General features: G+C 42.5%; 17 protein-coding genes. 15 read left to right on the top strand and 2 right to left on the bottom strand.

Annotated elements, in window-relative coordinates:
• Positions 1-236: 236 nt before the first annotated feature.
• From KQ486_RS01950 to KQ486_RS01905, 10 genes are all read left to right on the top strand, one after another.
• Positions 237-1,421 carry an acetyl-CoA C-acetyltransferase gene (locus KQ486_RS01950; RefSeq protein ID WP_144161409.1) on the top strand — a complete coding sequence of 395 codons (1,185 nt, stop codon included), beginning with the start codon at positions 237-239 and terminating at the stop codon, positions 1,419-1,421.
• Positions 1,422-1,453: 32 nt separating this feature from the next.
• Positions 1,454-2,305 (top strand): 3-hydroxybutyryl-CoA dehydrogenase, encoded by an 852-nt coding sequence (locus KQ486_RS01945; RefSeq protein WP_144161412.1) that lies wholly within the window; start codon positions 1,454-1,456, stop codon positions 2,303-2,305.
• Positions 2,306-2,353: 48 nt separating this feature from the next.
• The gene (locus KQ486_RS01940) at positions 2,354-3,490 is read left to right on the top strand and encodes an acyl-CoA dehydrogenase (RefSeq protein WP_144161415.1); all 1,137 of its coding nucleotides are present in this window, start codon (positions 2,354-2,356) and stop codon (positions 3,488-3,490) included.
• Positions 3,491-3,780: 290 nt separating this feature from the next.
• Positions 3,781-4,920 (top strand): acyl-CoA dehydrogenase, encoded by a 1,140-nt coding sequence (locus KQ486_RS01935; RefSeq protein ID WP_144161418.1) that lies wholly within the window; start codon positions 3,781-3,783, stop codon positions 4,918-4,920.
• A 94-nt stretch (positions 4,921-5,014) separates the two neighbouring features.
• A complete protein-coding gene (gene meaB / locus KQ486_RS01930; RefSeq protein WP_216686621.1) occupies positions 5,015-5,956 on the top strand; it encodes a methylmalonyl Co-A mutase-associated GTPase MeaB in 942 nt (313 codons plus the stop codon).
• A gap of 5 nt (positions 5,957-5,961) precedes the next feature.
• The gene (locus tag KQ486_RS01925; protein WP_144161421.1) at positions 5,962-6,579 is read left to right on the top strand and encodes a TetR/AcrR family transcriptional regulator; all 618 of its coding nucleotides are present in this window, start codon (positions 5,962-5,964) and stop codon (positions 6,577-6,579) included.
• A gap of 19 nt (positions 6,580-6,598) precedes the next feature.
• On the top strand, positions 6,599-9,829 hold the full coding sequence (icmF, locus tag KQ486_RS01920) for a fused isobutyryl-CoA mutase/GTPase IcmF (protein WP_216686620.1): 3,231 nt from the start codon (positions 6,599-6,601) through the stop codon (positions 9,827-9,829).
• Positions 9,830-9,987: 158 nt separating this feature from the next.
• Positions 9,988-10,137 carry a hypothetical protein gene (locus KQ486_RS01915; protein WP_216686619.1) on the top strand — a complete coding sequence of 50 codons (150 nt, stop codon included), beginning with the start codon at positions 9,988-9,990 and terminating at the stop codon, positions 10,135-10,137.
• 84 nt (positions 10,138-10,221) lie between these two features.
• The gene (locus KQ486_RS01910) at positions 10,222-10,413 is read left to right on the top strand and encodes a hypothetical protein (RefSeq protein WP_216686618.1); all 192 of its coding nucleotides are present in this window, start codon (positions 10,222-10,224) and stop codon (positions 10,411-10,413) included.
• A gap of 103 nt (positions 10,414-10,516) precedes the next feature.
• Positions 10,517-11,068, top strand: a complete 552-nt coding sequence (locus KQ486_RS01905) for a guanylate kinase (RefSeq protein ID WP_216686617.1) — start codon at positions 10,517-10,519, stop codon at positions 11,066-11,068.
• Between the two features lie 21 nt (positions 11,069-11,089).
• On the opposite strand, the gene KQ486_RS01900 is transcribed toward KQ486_RS01905, so the two are convergent.
• Together KQ486_RS01900 and KQ486_RS01895 are read right to left on the bottom strand one after the other, a co-directional pair.
• On the bottom strand, positions 11,090-11,251 hold the full coding sequence (locus KQ486_RS01900; protein ID WP_216686616.1) for a hypothetical protein: 162 nt from the start codon (positions 11,249-11,251) through the stop codon (positions 11,090-11,092).
• 40 nt (positions 11,252-11,291) lie between these two features.
• Positions 11,292-12,305, bottom strand: coding sequence for an ABC transporter permease (locus tag KQ486_RS01895; RefSeq protein ID WP_216686615.1), 1,014 nt, complete (start codon positions 12,303-12,305; stop codon positions 11,292-11,294).
• A 337-nt stretch (positions 12,306-12,642) separates the two neighbouring features.
• On the opposite strand from KQ486_RS01895, the gene rpoE reads away from it, so the two are divergent.
• The 5 genes from rpoE to murA all read left to right on the top strand — a co-directional run bounded on the left by rpoE (position 12,643) and on the right by murA (position 17,800).
• Positions 12,643-13,176, top strand: a complete 534-nt coding sequence (gene rpoE, locus KQ486_RS01890; RefSeq protein WP_216686614.1) for a DNA-directed RNA polymerase subunit delta — start codon at positions 12,643-12,645, stop codon at positions 13,174-13,176.
• A 181-nt stretch (positions 13,177-13,357) separates the two neighbouring features.
• Positions 13,358-14,962 carry a CTP synthase gene (gene pyrG, locus KQ486_RS01885; RefSeq protein ID WP_216686613.1) on the top strand — a complete coding sequence of 535 codons (1,605 nt, stop codon included), beginning with the start codon at positions 13,358-13,360 and terminating at the stop codon, positions 14,960-14,962.
• Between the two features lie 106 nt (positions 14,963-15,068).
• A complete protein-coding gene (locus KQ486_RS01880; protein ID WP_186278552.1) occupies positions 15,069-15,452 on the top strand; it encodes a response regulator in 384 nt (127 codons plus the stop codon).
• A 355-nt stretch (positions 15,453-15,807) separates the two neighbouring features.
• Entirely contained in the window at positions 15,808-16,458 is a 651-nt protein-coding gene (gene fsa / locus KQ486_RS01875) for a fructose-6-phosphate aldolase (protein ID WP_216686612.1), read from the top strand.
• Positions 16,459-16,513: 55 nt separating this feature from the next.
• Entirely contained in the window at positions 16,514-17,800 is a 1,287-nt protein-coding gene (murA, locus tag KQ486_RS01870; protein ID WP_216686611.1) for a UDP-N-acetylglucosamine 1-carboxyvinyltransferase, read from the top strand.
• The last annotated feature ends 11 nt before the right edge of the window (positions 17,801-17,811 follow it).

The following is a 17,811-nucleotide window of genomic DNA, read 5'->3' as shown; positions in this document are numbered from 1 at the left end:
AATAATCCCTTTTTTCAAAAGCTTGTAATAGTTTATTCGGTAATTTGCTTATTTTTCCTGCTATTTGATTGTTCTCAAATCAAACAGTCTATAAATCAATGAAGACTTTCTTCACAAAAATTCCATATTGAGCGAGCGTTCAGTCGAAAGTATGTTATAATGGATGATAACGTTTACAAAATAAAATATTCAGTCAACATATTTGAAATTAGAATTCAAAAAGGGGAGGAATTTTCATGACAAAAACAGTTATTGTAGCCGGCGCTCGTACGCCATTCGGTAAGTTTGGTGGAGCTCTTGCACCGTTAACAGCGGCACAGCTTGGTGGAATCGCCATTAAAGAAGCGGTCAAGCGTGCAGAAATTGAAGGGAAAGATGTGCAAGAAGTCATTATCGGAAACGTCTTGCAAGGTGGGCAAGGGCAGCTTCCATCCAGACAGGCAATGCGAGAAGCAGGACTTCCTTGGGAAACGAAAACGGAAACGATCAATAAAGTATGTGCATCCGGCCTTCGCAGTGTGACCCTAGGTGACATGTTAATCCGTTTAGGTGAAGAAGATGTCATCGTTGCTGGTGGAATGGAATCGATGAGTAATGCACCGTATGTTTTGCCAGACGCTCGTTGGGGCTTGCGTATGGGCGACAAGAAAATTGTCGACAGCATGGTTCATGATGGACTTACTTGCTCATTTGAAAACGTGCATATGGGAACTTACGGTAACCGTACAGCGGAAAAATTCAAATTAACTCGTGAAGCGCAAGACGAATGGTCTGCGAAAAGTCATGAGCGTGCGCTAAAAGCCACCGAAGAAGGCAAACTGGGTGAAGAAATCGTGCCAGTTGAAGTACCTCAGCGGAAAAAAGATCCGATTACAGTCGATACGGACGAAGCACCTCGTGAAACTTCTAAAGAAGCTTTAGCTAAATTACGTCCAGCGTTTGACAAAGACGGAACAATTACAGCTGGAAACGCACCAGGCGTGAATGACGGTGCTGCAGCAATGGTATTGATGTCTGACAAAAAAGCTGAAGAACTCGGCAAAACGCCTCTTGCGACAGTTCTTGGTAATGCAGAATTAGCGGTAGAAGCAGACCGTTTTCCAGAAACACCAGGTCTTGTCATCAATAAGCTTTTAGAAAAAACAGGCTATAAAATTGATGATATTGATTTATTTGAAGTCAACGAAGCGTTTGCAGCGGTCAGCTTGGCTAGTGGTGAAATCGCAGGTCTTGACCCAGAAAAAGTGAACGTGAACGGTGGAGCAGTTGCGCTTGGTCACCCGATCGGTGCAAGTGGTGCACGCATTATTTTGACATTGGCTTATGAATTGAAACGCCGTGGCGGCGGACTTGGCATTGCGGCGATTTGTTCTGGTGGCGGTCAAGGCGATGCTGTGTTAATCGAAGTACCGAAACAATAAATTAATTTTTTTAGCGACAGGAGGTTTTACCCATGGCAGTCGAAAAAGTAATGGTTATTGGAGCCGGACAAATGGGGGCTGGGATTGCCCAAGTATTCGCTCAGTCTGGCTTCCAGGTGAAATTAAACGATATTGCAGAAGAAAATTTACAAAAAGGCCTTGCAACGATTGAAAAACATCTTTCAAGAAATGTTGAAAAAGGTCGTATGGACGAAGCGGACAAGACCAACACATTGAATAATCTTGAAACGACAACTTCATTAAATGATGCGAATGATTGTGATTTAGTCATTGAGGCAGTCGTTGAAAATATGGACGTCAAAACAAAAGTCTTTCAACAGCTCGATCAAATCACACCAAAACATGCGATTTTAGCATCCAATACATCATCACTCCCGATTACGGATATCGCTGCAGTAACGGAGCGTCCAGAACAAGTCATTGGTATGCACTTCATGAACCCTGTGCCGGTTATGAAACTCGTCGAAGTGATCCGTGCCATACAAACTACAGATGAAACGTATCAAACCATTGCTGAAACAGCAGAAAAACTCAATAAAACAGCGGTGGAAGTAAACGATTATCCAGGATTCGTTTCCAATCGAGTGTTGATGCCGATGATCAACGAAGCGGTTTATACCGTATTTGAAGGCGTTGCAGAACCAGAAGCGATCGATGAAGTGATGAAGCTCGGTATGAATCACCCGATGGGACCACTCCGGTTGGCAGACTTTATCGGGTTGGATACTTGTTTATCAATCATGGAAATTTTGCACGAAGGTTTCGGAGACAGCAAATACCGACCATGTCCATTGCTGCGTAAGTATGTAAATGCAGGATGGTTAGGCAAGAAATCCGGCCGTGGATTTTACGTTTACGAGTAATCTATGAAACTTTTACTAACAAGAATTTACTAGAAAGGATGGCGTAGGATGGATTTGCGATTTACAGACGAACAGGAAATGATGCGCAAAATGGTCCGTGACTTCGCCCAAAAAGAAGTTGCACCAAGAATTGAATCGATGGAAAATGAAGAATTCCCAACAGAAATTATCAAACGGATGGGAGAACTCGGCTTGATGGGAGTCCCTGTCAGCGAGGAACAAGGCGGGGCAGGTATGGATTACACATCTTATATCATCGCCATTAATGAGTTATCCAAAGTGAGCGCTACACTCGGCGTCATTTTATCCGTTCACACATCCGTTGGAACCTTTCCGATCTTGAAATTCGGTACAAAAGAACAAGTCGACCACTATGTACCGAAGCTAGCGAGTGGTGAGTACCTCGGCGCCTTTTGTTTAACAGAGCCAGGTGCAGGTAGTGACGCGGGATCATTGAAAACGAAAGCAAAAAAAGAAGGCGATCATTACATCATTAATGGATCAAAAGTATTCATTACAAATGGTGAGTATGCCGATACATTCATTGTTTTTGCGAATACAAACCCAGAGCAAGGAAATAAAGGCATTACCGCTTTTATCGTTGAAAAAGGTACGCCAGGCCTTGAGATTGGAAAATCCGAAAAGAAAATGGGTCTTCACGGTTCCAGTACCGTTTCATTGAATTTCGACAGTATGAAAGTATCAGAAAGCCAACGACTCGGAGAAGAAGGAGAAGGCTTTAAAATTGCCTTAGCCAACTTGAATATCGGTCGAATTGGCATTGCAGCCCAAGCGCTCGGTATCGCTGAAGCGGCACTCGATGCAGCGACAGGTTATGCAAAAGAACGCGAACAATTCGGAAAGCCAATTGCCAAAAACCAAGGAGTTTCGTTTAAACTCGCAGACATGGCGACAGCTGTCGAAGGAGCGAAACTATTAGTCTATAACGCCGCGTCCAAATACCAAGCAGGCCTAGATACGAGCAAGGAAGCATCGATGGCGAAAAAATACGCTTCCACAACAGCAGTCAATGCAGCTATTGAAGCGGTTCAAGTATTCGGTGGTTACGGCTACACAGAAGACTACCCAGTTGAGCGATATTTCCGAGATGCAAAAATCACTCAAATTTATGAAGGAACAAACGAGATACAAAATGTTGTCATTAGTAGGCAATTGCTGAAGTAGGTTGTCGGAATAATTTCAAGAAAAAATGCGATCACTTTGGTAATAAGCCAATTACTTTTAGAAGAATTCTTTTCACTTGAACAGAAAAACAAGAAATAATATTCAGGAATAGATGAACGCTAAACCAGCGAAAGAAATACACGTAGACTCCTGCGGGAAAGCGAAGACGAACAGACCCTACAGTGAGCGTTCTTTGCGAACGAGGAGGCTGATCGCGAGCCCGCGGAAAGCGTAGTGTATTTCTGTAGCGGTAACGATAAGTTAATTCACAGTTTATAGGAGGACTATATATGAATTTTCAACTAACAGAAGAACAACAAATGCTACGAAAAATGGTTCGTGACTTTGCGACGAAAGATGTCGAACCAACAGCGGCGGAACGTGATGAGGAAGAGCGTTTCGACAGAGAAATTTTTGATCAAATGGCTGAGCTTGGCCTGACTGGTATTCCTTGGCCTGAAGAATATGGTGGAATTGGCGCGGACTTTGTCAGCTATGCGATTGCTGTCGAAGAGTTATCTCGTGTCGATGCATCAATCGGTGTCACATTATCCGCTCATATTTCATTAGCGAGTTGGCCGATTTATAAATACGGAAATGAAGAACAGAAGCAAAATTTCTTGCAACGTTTAGCAACCGGTGAAGCGTTAGGCGCTTATGCGTTGTCTGAGCCTGGTGCAGGAAGTGACGTTGCTTCCATGCGTACGACAGCGAAAAAAGATGGCGATGACTACATCTTAAACGGAAACAAAGTTTGGATCACAAACGGTGAAGTCGCTGACTTGTATGTCGTATTTGCTAAAACGGACCAAGATGCGAAGCACAAAGGCATCTCAGCGTTTGTCGTAGAAAAAGGAACAGAAGGCTTTTCATTCGGTAAGAAAGAGAAAAAGCTAGGAATTCGTTCATCCCCTACAACCGAATTGATTTTCGAAAACTGTCGTATTCCGAAAGAAAATATGCTTGGTGAAGAAGGCGACGGGTTCAAGATTGCGATGACAACACTCGATGGTGGACGTAACGGAATTGCTGCTCAAGCTGTCGGGATTGCCCAAGGTGCACTTGACGCTGCGACAAATTACGCGAAAGAGCGTGAGCAGTTCGGGAAGCCAATTGCCAAGAACCAAGGCATTTCTTTCAAACTCGCAGATATGGCAACAGAAGTAGAAGCTTCTCGTCTATTGACGTATCAAGCGGCTTACAATGAGTCAGAAGGATTACCATATCAAAAAGAATCAGCGATGGCGAAACTATTTGCTGGAGACACGGCGATGCGCACAACCGTTGAAGCGGTTCAAGTATTCGGTGGGTATGGTTATACGAAAGATTATCCAGTAGAACGTTATATGCGTGATGCGAAAATTACACAGATCTACGAAGGAACGCAAGAAATCCAGCGTCTTGTTGTTGGACGTATGGTGACAAAATAAGTGATATAAGGGGCGGCACAGAATCTAAGTGCCGCTTTACCAAATATTTTCGGAATCTTTTGCATTTAGCAAGTATCTCTGGAAGGAGATCTACATGGAAGAACTCGTTAAAAAAATTCAACAAGGGAACCAACGAGCGTTGGCACGTGCCATTACGATGATTGAAAATGACCATCCAGAAAAATTGAAGCTGATGGATTTGATCAATCGCAGTGAAAAAAAGTCACATTATATCGGGATTACCGGTTCACCGGGTGCTGGAAAAAGCTCTTTGGTCGATCGTTTCCTCACCTTGCTACGCCAGAAGGATTTCACTGTCGCGGTCATCGCTGTCGATCCGACGAGTCCATTTAGTGGGGGAGCCTTACTTGGGGACCGAGTGCGGATGACACAGCACTTTTCCGATGAAAATATTTTCATTCGAAGCATGGCGACACGTGGAAGTCTTGGTGGATTGGCCCGTGCGACAAAAGACGCCATCCGTGCCTGTGATGCCTATGGGTTCGATTATATTTTAATTGAAACAGTAGGTGTCGGACAGTCGGAACTCGATATTATGAAGGTTGCCGACACGACGTCTGTTGTCTTAACCCCGAATAGTGGGGATGTATTACAAGTATTCAAAGCCGGCATTATGGAGATTGCTGATTTGTTTATTTTAAATAAAGCCGACATTCCGGGTGTGAAAAAACTAAAACGTCAGCTAAAAGACCTCATTCATCTTTCCAGCGAGAACCGGGCCTTTGAACCGGAGATTGTTGAAACAAGTGTCGTCGAAAACTTTGGCTTTGATCAGTGGTTTAGAGCGATAGAAAACCATCAACAATTCTTGAACGATACCGACCTTGGAAAGGAAAGACGGGCAAACAAGCTGCGTCATGAAGTATACGAGTTAATCCAGGAAGCGATCTGGAAAGATGTCGAAAGTTTTATTGAAACAGATGAAACAAAGCAGCAGACGCTTCAGAAAGAAGATAACTCCTATGCGCTAGCCGAAGCCTGGTATAAAGAGTGGAAAGAGAAAAAGAGAGGGTGAACTGGATGGATCACCGGATCACTTCATCGATAAAAGATGAGGCACTGGTTAAGAAACGATTAAACCAGCTACAAAAAGGTGCTGTCCAATTATTTAAACAAAAAGGATTTCACCGGGCGACGACCCGGGAAATCGCCAAAGCGGCAGGTTTCAGCATCGGAACATTATATGAGTACATTCGAAAAAAAGAAGATGTCTTATTTTTAGTCTGCGATGCCGTCCACGATGAAGTAAAGACACGTATGGAAAATGTCATTGATCGTAACTCCACTTCAGAAGAAGCCCTCAGGCAAGCAGTGTTCGCTTATTTTCAAATCATGGACCAAATGCAGGATGAAGTCTTGATTTTATACCAAGAATTGAAAGCCCTTCCAAAAGAAGATCAAGAATATGTCATGCAAAAAGAACGTGAAATGGTTGGGATTCTCGAACGAGTGATCAGCAATAGCTATGCCAATGTATTGGATGAAAAAAATGTGAAATTGGTTGCCAATAATGTGTATGTTCAAGGGCAAATGTGGGGCTTTCGCAGATGGTTAATTCAAAAGGAGTTTACGCTTCAAGAATATATGGAAATGCAGTTTCAATTACTGAAGAGCCAATTGGCTTTTCAAGCGAATTAATATGAGGGAGGAACGAATCATGCAACAAACGAAACCGTATCATGTGAAGCATGCTGTCCGTTTTGTTACAGCATCCAGTTTATTTGATGGTCATGACGCTTCCATCAACATTATGAGACGAATTTTGCAAGCGAGCGGTGCCGAGGTCATCCACTTAGGGCATAACCGTTCGGTCGAAGATGTAGTGAATGCAGCGATTCAAGAAGATGTCCAAGGGATTGCGATCTCATCCTATCAAGGCGGTCACGTTGAGTACTTCAAATACATGGTCGACTTATTGAATGAAAAAGGTGCCGGTCACATCCGCGTGTACGGTGGCGGTGGTGGGGTTATTTTACCTCGCGAGATTAAAGAACTTCACGAATATGGCGTGGCACGAATCTTTTCACCGGATGATGGACGTGAAGTTGGTCTTCAAGGGATGATCAACAATATGCTTGAGGAATGCGATCATCCGACACCAATGGATATTGAGAATGATGTAGAAGCTGTCAACAAGGGAGATTACCAGGCAGTTGCCCGCTTGATTAGCCACGTGGAAAATGAGGATGTCGCTAGTGAAGAAATCATTGGTAAACTGACAACGAAAAATGATGGCGCTCCCGTTTTAGGGATTACTGGAACCGGTGGAGCTGGTAAAAGTTCATTGACGGATGAATTGATCCGCCGATTCATCAACGAAGTACCGGATAAAAAGATAGCGATTTTATCTGTCGACCCAACGAAGAAGAAAACCGGCGGCGCGTTACTCGGTGACCGAATCCGCATGAACGCGATTTTTAATCCACGCGTTTATATGCGCTCATTGGCAACGAGAGATTCAAAGAGCGAGCTATCCAAGTCAATCCAAGAGGCTATTCAAGTCGTAAAAGCAGCAGATTTCGATTTCATTATCATCGAAACAAGTGGGATCGGGCAAGGGGATGCCGAAATTACCGAAATCACCGACCTTTCTATGTACGTAATGACAGCGGAATTCGGTGCACCAACGCAGCTTGAAAAAATCGACATGATCGACTTTGCTGACTTTATCGTCATTAATAAATTCGAGCAAAAAGGTTCCGAAGACGCGTTCCGCCAAGTTCGAAAACAATACGAACGAAGCCGGATGTTGTTTCATCAAGACCCAGAAACCTTCCCGGTATTCGGTACGATTGCGAGCCAGTTCAATGACCCAGGTACAAACACGTTATTCGCTTCCATCTTAGAAACATTGAATGAACGATATGACTGGGATGTTGAAGTGCCATTTGATACAACGATCAAGATTGTCGAAAAAGATAACTTGATTATTCCGCCTGAACGTCGTCAATATTTGCGAGATATTGTAGACACGGTACAAAATTATAAAAAAGATGCCGAAAAGCAAAGTGAAGCGGCGCGCAAACTGTATCAACTAAAAGGCGCCAAAGAAGCAATGAACGATGCAGAAGTCAAAGAGATTGATGAGTTGATTGACACATATGAGAAACAGATTGATCGCAACAATCTAGAACAACTTGAAAACTTTGATGAACTTAAAGAGCAATATCAACAGGATCAGTTGACGTATAAAGTACGTGACAAAGAATTCACTGTCGATTTGAATACAGAATCGATTTCTGGGTTAAAGATCCCGAAAGTTTCTCTTCCGAAGTATAGTGATTGGGGAGATCGTCTGTATTGGTTGATGACGGAAAACGTACCAGGTTCTTTCCCTTATACGGCAGGTGTTTTCCCGTTTAAACGGAAAGGCGAGGACCCAACACGTCAATTTGCGGGAGAAGGTACACCAGAGCGGACCAACCATCGCTTCCATTATCTATCGAAAAACGAGGAAGCCAAGCGACTCAGTACAGCATTTGACTCCGTAACTTTATATGGAGAAGACCCAGACGAGCGCCCGGACATTTACGGGAAAGTCGGTGAATCCGGTGTCAACATTTGTACCGTTGAAGATATTAAGAAATTATATGAAGGGTTTGATCTAACCCATCCGATGACTTCAGTATCGATGACGATCAATGGACCGGCTCCAATTATTCTAGCGTTTTACTTCAATGCGGCAATCGACCAACAAATCGATAAATTCAAAGAAGAACATGGCCGTGAACCAAACGACGAAGAGCGCGAGCAAATTAAAAAGGAAACGATCTCGGTCGTACGCGGTACCGTGCAAGCAGATATTTTGAAAGAAGACCAAGGCCAAAACACGTGTATCTTCTCAACAGAATTTGCCTTGCGTTTAATGGGTGACATCCAGGAATACTTCATCGACAATGAAGTCCGTAACTATTATTCTGTTTCGATTTCTGGTTATCATATCGCCGAAGCGGGCTCGAACCCGATCAGTCAGCTCGCATTCACCCTTGCGAACGGATTTACGTATGTTGAATACTATTTAAGCCGTGGAATGGATATTAATAAATTTGCACCGAACCTATCATTCTTCTTCTCGAACGGACTTGACCCAGAGTATACCGTCATCGGACGTGTTGCACGCCGAATCTGGGCGATTGCCATGCGAGAAAAATATGGTGCAAATGACCGAAGCCAAAAATTGAAATACCATATCCAAACATCCGGCCGTTCATTACACGCACAGGAAATTGCCTTTAATGATATCCGGACGACACTTCAGGCACTCTTGGCAATTCAAGACAACACGAATTCCTTGCATACGAACGCCTATGATGAAGCAATCACGACACCAACGGAGGAATCCGTGCGCCGTGCGATGGCTATTCAAATGATCATCAACAAAGAATTCGGACTGACGAAAAACGAAAACTCCATCCAAGGCTCGTTCATCGTCGAAGAGCTAACTAAATTAGTGGAGGACGCCGTCTTACAAGAGTTTGAGCGAATCAACGACCGCGGCGGTGTCTTAGGCGCAATGGAACGTCAATACCAACGCGGAAAAATCCAAGAAGAATCACTCTATTACGAAAGCAAGAAACACTCCGGAGAACTTCCGATCATTGGAGTGAACACATATCTGAATCCGAACCCACAATCAGAAGATGACATTAACTCAATGGAAGTTGCCCGGGCAACGCAAGAAGAAAAAGAACAACAAATTAAAAATCTACGTGACTTCCAAAAAGCGAACGAAGCAGAAGCAAAAGAAGCTTTGGAACGCTTGAAGAAAGTAGCCGCTTCAAACGGAAACATCTTCGAAGAGCTCATGGAAACCGTGAAAGTCGCAAGCCTCGGACAAATCACCCATGCCCTTTACGAAGTCGGCGGACAATACAGAAGAAATATGTAACAATACAAATCCGAACGAGACGCACCAGTCTCGTTCGGTTTTTTACGTAGACTATGAAAGTCAGTCTGGTGGTCAGGGCGGGATGATGCTGGGGAGTGCAGGTTAACCCTGAAGAAGTGTGGATTAACGCTGAAGGAGTATGAATTAACACTGAAGGAATGCAATTTAACGCTGAAGAAGTACGAATTAACCCTGAAGGAGCGCGGATTAACCCTGAAGGAGTGCAAATTAACCCTGAAGCCCTCCGCATTAACCCTGAAGGGGCACAGATTACCCCTGAAGAAACGCGCGAATTAACGCTGAAGTAGTACGGGTTAACTCAAAAGGGGGTGCGAATTAACACTGAAGGATAGTAAATAAACCCTGAAGAAGTACGAAATATCCCTGAAGGAATGCAAATTAACCCTAAAGCCCTCCGCGTTAACCCTGAAGGAGCACAGATTAACCCTGAAGGAGCACAAATTAACCCTGAAGGAGCACAGATTAACCCTGAAGCATCCCACTTTAACCCTGAAGGAACGGAAATTAACCCTGAAGCAATGCAGAACAACACTGAAGGAAATCAAAATAAAGACGAATATTGACATGACCCTTTGTGCTAGCAGCAGCAAAAAATTCTAAAACGCACATTTAATCTACATAAGCTCAGCGTTTTCGTGTAGAATTTACTTCAAAAGGAGCGATTCTATGAAAACCATCATCGTAATAGTCGGAGGCAGTGGCTCGGGAAAAACAACAATTGCACATCAACTGGAAACGCACGGCTTCGAAAGACTGATCACGACGACCACTCGCTCAATGCGTGAAGGAGAAGTAAATCATCACGACTATCATTTTGTTTCAAAAGAGGAGTTTAAAAATCTCGATAAGATAGAAGAAAGTGAGTATGCGGGAAATCACTACGGATTATCCGCGAATGAAGTCGATACAAAGCTAACGCAACATCATCAGTTAGTGATCTGTATGGACATGAACGGTGCGAGAGCGATGCAAAGGAAATACCCTGAATATACAAAAGTCGTTTTCATCCGATTAACGAAAGAGCTGCTAGTGGAACGACTAAACCGCAGAGGAAGTTCTGAGGAAGAGATCCAAAGCCGATTGGAGGAAGCAAAGAAAAAGAACGAATTCGGCATGCCAGAGCAAGTGGATGTAGTCATTGAAAATAAGGATTTAAACGAAAGTGTACAAACCATCCTACAACTTACACAGAAACAAAAAGAAAAAGCCGACCGTTAAAGGAAGGCTTTTTTGATGTTACTATTGACCATTCACATGTGCTGTCCGTTCAAATAAATGCGCTAACCGTTCAAACGATCGCCCCGACCGTTCAAACGAAGACGCCAACTGTTCAAATAAGCACGCCGACCGTTCAAACGATCGCGCCAACCGTTCAAACGAACCCGCCAACCGTTCAAACAAACACCCCAATCGCCCAACGACTCACCACACGACAACTCATCTACGGCGCTACATTCGCTTGTTTTCTCAATTGATAACCGACTAGACGTAAACTGATCGCAATAAAAATAATCAGGATCAATCCATAGGTTGAGATATCCATGAAGTGTTCGTTGCGGATGATGATATCTCGTAAGGCTTCGACGGAGTAAGAAACAGGCATAAATAAACCAATCCGATTCATCCATACGACATTTTCACTCGGTAAAATTCCGGAAAAATAAAATTGCGTCAAATGAATCGCGAAAATTGTAAAACCAAACTGGAAGAATGTTCGTGTGAAGGCTGCGACTACCATGCCGAGACTTACGGCGACAAGGCTGATCAACCACACGGTCAATAAGGCACCCCAGAAAGAACCTGCAAAATACATATCCAATTGATATATGCTATAGCTTAAGATCAATAACGATTGAATCAATGAAAGAATGCTGAACAATAAAAAGTAAATGGTAATGAATCGTGTGCCGTTCAAATGAAATTCATACGTTTGAACCTGTCTGGAGAACAGCATGGCACTACAAATCAACGTAAAGGCAAAGGCCAAAAATGCGATTAAGCCAGGGCCGATATAATCGTACCAGTTGTTTTGCGATGTACCGTGTAAATACAATGTATCAAAGGCACGATCATCAGCTGATAAATTAGCGTACATTTTATTGAGCGCGAGATTCGTGCTGTAATTGGCGTGTGGTTTGCTCCCTTCCAATATTAAGAGGCCGCCTTGATTCTCTAAAGTGAAAAAGGCATCCATTTCGCCTGCAGACAATTTATTCAGAGCCATCGCAGTCGAAGTCTGTTCAACATTTACGTCCTGCTGAAGTAAGGAAGCTTGCATTCGCTCAGAAATTTCTTCGACACCGATTGTCGGTTCATAGGCTTCTTCTTGTAAAACAGTTGAACTTAAAAAAATCAATAATAAAGGTGTAATCAACATAAAGATAATGATGATCGGATTTTTCCAAAACGATTGAAGAACGAATCGAATTACTTCTGATAATGGCCAGCCATTCATTCGCACCATCCTTTTCCAAATAACTCTTATTTTCCATTTTAGAACATTGAGTCGAAATATGTAACTCATACGAAAGGTGTCGAGCAGAAAAAGTTCATGATTAGCCGAAAAACCAACAGCTTTATAAGTATAAAAAGCTAAAAACGTATGCCTCTCTTCCTTTGTTTGTTTTCTTTTGATTTCAATGGATTAATTTTTAGGATAATGTGGTAAAATGCACATATCTATATTAAAATGATAGTATTTCAAACGGAGAATCATGTTCAGTTGATTTTTCCATACGGCATGATAAAATAGGAAACCATTTGATGATTAAGGTCTTAAAGGAGTGCTGACAATGGGTTTGGAAAAGTATGCAAAGGAAGATATGAAAGAAATTTCAATGATTGAGATTGCTTATGAATTTTTGCAAGATGAAAATCAATCCGTTTCATTCAGTGATTTATATAATAAAGTCGCCAAAGAAAAAGAATTTACTGAAGAAGATAAAAAGACATTCATTTCACAGTTCTACACGGACTTAAATGTGGATGGTCGCTTTATTCCAGTTGGTTCAAACGTCTGGGGTTTAAAGCAATGGTATCCTTTTGATAAAACAGAAGAAGATATCATCAAGCTTGAAGAAGTAGAACGACCGAAACGCAAAAAGAAAAAGCGTAAAAAGTCAGATACAGATACGATCGACGATGAACCAGAAGAAGATTACTTGAAGGAAGATCTTCAGGATGTAGATGGTGGATTTTCTGAAGATGATGATGTGAACCTTTTTGGTCAAATGGAAGAAGAACGTGAAGATGCAGAAGATGATACCTTTGAAGGTGACGAAGAGGAAACTGATGATTTAGATGTAGATGACGAGGAAGAAAAATAATTCTCGACACAACCATTGACTTTAACAACATAAAACAGTAATATTCAATGTGGGCTCTTAAAAAATGCAAGCTCCCGATTCGATCGGGAGCTTTTTTTGTTTTTTATACGCAGCTTTTCATATCATAAAATTCATTTTTTTATTCAAAATAAATGGCAATAACAGAAAGAGAGGAACAAACATGACGAAGTATATCTTTGTAACAGGCGGGGTTGTTTCATCGCTTGGAAAAGGAATTACAGCAGCTTCTTTAGGGCGTTTGCTAAAGAACCGAGGTTTGAGTGTAACGATTCAGAAATTCGATCCGTATTTGAATGTGGACCCAGGGACGATGAGTCCATACCAGCACGGTGAAGTTTTTGTCACAGAAGATGGTGCTGAAACGGATTTGGACCTTGGACACTATGAACGGTTCATCGATATTAATTTAAATAAATACAGCAACATTACAACGGGGAAAGTTTATTCTTCGGTCATTCGGAAAGAGCGTCGAGGTGAATATTTAGGCGGTACGGTACAAGTGATTCCACACATAACGAATGAAATCAAAGACCGTGTCTACAAAGCGGGCAAGGAAACAAGCGCCGATGTTGTGATTACTGAAATTGGCGGTACGGTAGGAGATATCGAAAGCTTGCCGTTTCTTGAAGCGATCCGTCAGCTGAAAAGCGACCTCGGACGCGATAACGTCATGTACATTCATTGTACGCTCGTTCCTTATTTGGAAGCTGCAGGCGAGTTGAAAACTAAGCCGACACAGCACTCCGTCAAAGAATTGCGTTCACTCGGTATCCAACCGGATATTATCGTGCTTCGTACCGAAAAAGATATTAGTGAAGGCATGAAACAAAAAATAGCATTATTCTGTGATATTAAAGAAGAAGCGGTTATTGAAGCACATAACCAGGAAGTGCTTTATGAAGTCGCGTTGGAAATGAAAAAGCAAGGGCTCGATCAGCTTACTTGTGAGCATTTCGGCTTGGATTGCCCTGAAGCGGATATGACCGAATGGGAAGAGCTCATTCATCGGGTGACCAATCTTTCCAAAACCGTAACAATCGGCTTAGTCGGAAAATACGTCGCTTTGCCAGATGCTTATATTTCTGTCGTTGAAGCATTGAAGCACGCCGGTTATCCTGCTGATGCGGATGTCAAAGTCAAATGGATTGATTCCGCTAAGTTGACGGCAGAAAATGCAGCTGAACAATTCAGTGACGTATCTGGAATCATTGTTCCTGGTGGATTTGGTGACCGTGGTATCGAAGGTAAAATAGAAGCGATCCGTTATGCGAGAGAAAACGAAATTCCTTTCTTAGGTATTTGTTTAGGTATGCAGTTGGCAACGGTCGAGTTTGCGCGGAATGTTCTAGGACTGAAAGATGCACACTCAGCAGAGATCGATCCAGAAACGCCTTACCCAGTCATTGATTTGTTGCCGGAACAAAAGAATATTGAAGACTTAGGTGGAACGCTTCGTTTAGGTGTCTATGCATGTAGACTGTTGGAAGATACAAAAGCATACGAGGCATATGACCAACAAGAAATCATTTACGAACGTCACCGTCACCGTTTTGAGTTCAACAACGAATACCGAGAGCAAATGGAAGAGCAAGGCTTGATTTTTTCCGGTCAAAGCCCAGATCATCATTTAGTGGAAATCGTGGAATTGAAAGATCATCCTTGGTTTGTGGCATCCCAATTCCATCCAGAATTCAAATCACGCCCAACACGACCACAGCCTTTATTCAAGAATTTTGTCGATGCTTGTATGAAATTGCAGAAATAAACCTAGCAATCCCAAAATAGGTTAAAATTTCTTATGAATGTATTGTGTTTTTCTTCCATTTCATCTAAGCTGAATATGGATGGTTGGAACGGAGAAGGGTGATGGGATGAAAAACACGACCTTATTCATCATTGACGATGAAAAGGGCATAAGAATGATGCTCAAAGAAGTTTTCGAACGAACAGGTTACAATGTTTTCACTTATGCTAATCCGTTTGATGCCAAAATGGCGATCAACGAAAAAAATCCAGCTTTAATTTTAGTGGATTATCGAATTCCTGAAATGAAAGGCGATCAATTCGCTCATGTCATTCAGGAAGAAGGCTTTAGAATTCCTGTGATTCTGATGTCAGGAGCCGATAAAGAAGAAATGCATGATAAAATCCATTCAGACGCAATTGTAGAAATTGTTGAAAAACCGTTTAACATTCTAGATATCATACAAATCGTTGAACAAAATTTATATGATTTCGTAAATATCTCTGAATAATGGACAGATGAAGTTGCGAAGCTAATGCATAGTTTGGTATTCTATAAATAGATTGTGCATGAACATTTTTCAGTTGATGCAAAGTGTAACACTCGGTTGTTGCCGATTACGTTTAAACTCACTCGAGTGTTCGTCAAATGACGAAAATCTCGTCAAAGTCCATGCAAGTAGGAGGAAATCTGCTGTGCCGTTAGTTTCCATGCTTGAACTGTTGCAAATGGATATAAATAAATCATTAAAAAAACACAGTAAGAGTGTCTCTACAGAAGAAGGCTGATCCATAATTGGGTTGGCCTTTTCGTCATGGAATCAAAAACCTCTCAGAAAATAACTGAAAAGAAGGAGCTAATTACAAATGAAATTTTTTATTGATACAGCAAATATTGATGAAATCAAAGAAGCAAATGCGTTAGGTGTTTTAGCGGGCGTAACAACAAACCCATCACTTGTCGCAAAAGAAAACGTTTCTTTTCACGATCGTTTAAAAGAAATCACTCAAGAAGTGACAAAAGGTTCGGTAAGTGCGGAAGTTGTTTCCGAAGATGTTGACGGAATGATGAAAGAAGCAGAAGAACTCATTAAAATCGCACCGAATATTACGATTAAAGTACCAATGACACTTGAAGGATTGAAAGCTTGTAAGCAACTTACGGACAAGGGTGTCACAACAAACGTCACACTTGTTTTTTCCGCCAACCAAGCATTGCTTGCAGCAAGAGCAGGTGCGACATACGTATCTCCTTTCCTTGGCAGATTGGACGATATCGGACAAAACGGCATGAATTTAATTGCTGAAATTGCTGAGATTTTTGACCGCCACGCGATTGACACACAAATTATTGCAGCAAGCGTCAGACATCCGATGCACGTGACGGAAGCGGCAATCAATGGAGCACATATTGCAACGATTCCATTCAAAGTGATTCAGCAACTCGTGAAACATCCATTGACCGACCAAGGCATTGAGAAATTTTTGGCCGACTGGGAAAAAGCAAATCAAGAATGAATTTGTGAAGAGTCCACATAATAAGGACTAGAATAATTTTAGAGGGGTATCACAAATGGAAAAACTACTCATCGAGGGAGGCCACGAATTAAACGGCACTGTACGGGTCAGTGGTGCGAAAAATAGCGCTGTAGCTCTTTTGCCAGCTACTATTTTAGCTGAATCCGAAGTGACGATTGAAGGTCTTCCAGATATTTCAGACATTCAAATATTGAAAGAGCTACTTGAAGACATTGGTGGAACCGTTTCGCAAACAGGTGAAGATGTGACGATTGACTCAACAGATATGATCGACATGCCACTACCGAATGGAAAGGTGAAAAAACTCCGTGCGTCTTATTACTTTATGGGTGCTATGCTCGGTCGGTTCAAAAAAGCAGTCATCGGCTTACCGGGTGGATGTAATTTAGGTCCACGTCCGATTGACCAGCACATCAAGGGATTTGAAGCTCTCGGTGCCAAGGTGACGAATGAGCAAGGTGCGGTTTATCTCCGGGCGGATGAATTGGTCGGCGCGAAGATTTACTTGGACGTCGTCAGCGTCGGTGCAACGATTAATATTATGCTTGCCGCTGTCCGGGCCAAAGGGAAAACAATTATCGAAAACGCCGCGAAAGAGCCGGAAATCATTGATGTCGCTACTTTACTGAACAGTATGGGCGCAAACATCAAGGGTGTTGGAACGGATGTCATCCGCATTGAAGGAACAGATGAATTGAAGGGATGTAAGCATACCATCATTCCAGACCGAATTGAAGCGGGTACTTATACGATTATGGCTGCAGCCAAGGGCGGGGAAGTCATTATCGATAATGTCATTCCGACACACTTGGAGTCGTTAACAGCGAAGCTACGTGAAATGGGTGTCGAAATTGAAGCGGAAGATGAACGACTGATTGTCCGCGGAAACCGACCGTTCCATTCTTGTGATATCAAGACGCTCGTCTATCCAGGATTTCCGACGGATCTGCAACAGCCGCTTACGACATTATTAACCCAAGCGGAAGGAACGAGTGTTGTGACCGATACGATTTACAGCGCGCGTTTTAAACATATCGACGAACTGCGCCGGATGAATGCTTCCATCAAAATTGAAGGAAGCTCAGCCATTATTACGGGACCATCTCCATTAGAAGGTGCGAAAGTGAAAGCAAGCGACTTACGTGCAGGTGCTGCATTAGTGGCCGCAGGTTTGTTGGCTGATGGCATTACGGAAATTGTCGGATTAGAACATATCGAACGAGGCTACCATGACATAACGAAAAAATTATCTGATTTAGGCGCTGTCGTTTGGAAAGAATCGATGACAGAAGAAGATCAGAAATTTTATCAAAATATATAAATACCTTGTAA

It is taken from the genome of Allobacillus halotolerans, from assembly GCF_018967645.1.
In the GTDB taxonomy this organism is placed as follows: domain Bacteria; phylum Bacillota; class Bacilli; order Bacillales; family Alkalibacillaceae; genus Allobacillus; species Allobacillus halotolerans.
This window is presented reverse-complemented; position numbering and strand designations above follow the sequence as displayed.